The 1322-nt window shown below is 68.0% G+C and carries 1 protein-coding gene; it reads left to right on the top strand.

The genetic code is table 11. The features are described from left to right. Window positions 1–73 precede the first annotated feature (73 nt). Window positions 74–1311, top strand: a protein-coding gene (locus tag JTN19_RS13300) for an IS3 family transposase (RefSeq protein ID WP_206933581.1) whose coding sequence is annotated in 2 segments (ribosomal slippage) — window positions 74–410 and window positions 410–1311 — 1239 coding nt in all. Because the reading frame shifts where the segments join, the coding sequence is not laid out codon by codon here. Window positions 1312–1322: the final 11 nt, after the last annotated feature.

Here is a 1322-nt window from a genome sequence, read left to right as displayed (position 1 = left end):
TGGAGTGGCCCCCAATTCGACCGGACAGGCGGCATAGCCCGGAGGGCCTAGGTTCACGCCTAGGCGCACGCCTATGGCGAAGCCCATCGAGCGCGTCGAGATCATCACCGGCATCCACCGCCGCCGGCGCTACACTGCCGAGGAAAAGGTCCGGCTGGTCGAGCAGACCATGCAGCCCGGCATGACGGTCTCCGCCGTCGCCCGGCTGCACGGCGTCTCGCCCAGCCTGCTGTTCCAGTGGAGACGGCGCATGGCCGAGGGCGGGCAGGAGGCAGTCAGGGCCGACGAGGAGGTCGTCCCGATCAGCCGCGTGCGGGAACTCGAGAACCGTGTCCGCGAGCTCGAACGCCTGCTCGGCCGCAAGACCATGGAGACCGAGATCCTGCGGGAGGCCCTCGAACAGGCACGCCCAAAAAAACTCACGTTGCGCTTGCCGTCGCCGCCACCGGCAGGTTCCCGGTGAAGGCCGTGGCCGACACGATCGGCGTCGCCAGGTCCAACCTGGTCGAGCAACTCCGGCGCCCCGAGCGGCCGCCGCGTGGCCCCTATCGACGCGCCGAGGACGAAGCCGTGCTGGCCGAGATCCGCGCGATCACCGACGCGCGCCCGACCTACGGCTATCGCCGCGTCACGGCTTTGCTCAATCGCGCGAGGCGCAGCTCCGGCGAGCCGCCGCTCAATCACAAGCGCGTCTTTCGCCTCATGCGCCAGGCTTCATTGCTCCTGCAGCCCCACACCGGCCGGCGCGCCATCCGCGCGCACGAGGGCACCGTCGTCGCCGCGGCCTCGAACCAGCGCTGGGCCTCAGACGGCTTCGAGATCTCCTGCTGGAACGGCGAGGTCGTCCGCGTCGCCTTTGCCATCGACACCCATGACCGCGAGGTCATGGCCTGGGTCGCCACCTCCGGCGGTGGCATCAGTGGCGAGATGATCCGCAACATGATGCTCGACTGCGTCGAGCGCAGGTTCGATGCCCTGCGCGCCCCGCAGCCTGTCCAGTGGCTCGCTGACAACGGCTCCGCCTACACCGCCGGCGAGACCATCGACTTCGCCGTCGCGCTGAACCTCGTCGCCTGCTTCACGCCTGTACGCAGCCCGGAGAGCAACGGCGTCTGCGAGGCCTTCGTGAAGACCTTCAAGCGCGACTACGTCCGCGTAAACCCAAGGCCAGACGCCATTTCCGTCCTGCAGCGCCTGGCCGAATGGTTCGAGGATTACAATACCATCCACCCTCACAGCGGCTTGCGCATGCGTTCGCCCCGTGAGTTCATCGCTGCGCAGTCAGCAAACCAAGCCGCTTGTCCGGTTTGATGGGGGCAACT

Source organism: Roseococcus thiosulfatophilus, assembly GCF_017311575.1.
GTDB lineage: Bacteria > Pseudomonadota > Alphaproteobacteria > Acetobacterales > Acetobacteraceae > Roseococcus > Roseococcus thiosulfatophilus.
This window is presented reverse-complemented; position numbering and strand designations above follow the sequence as displayed.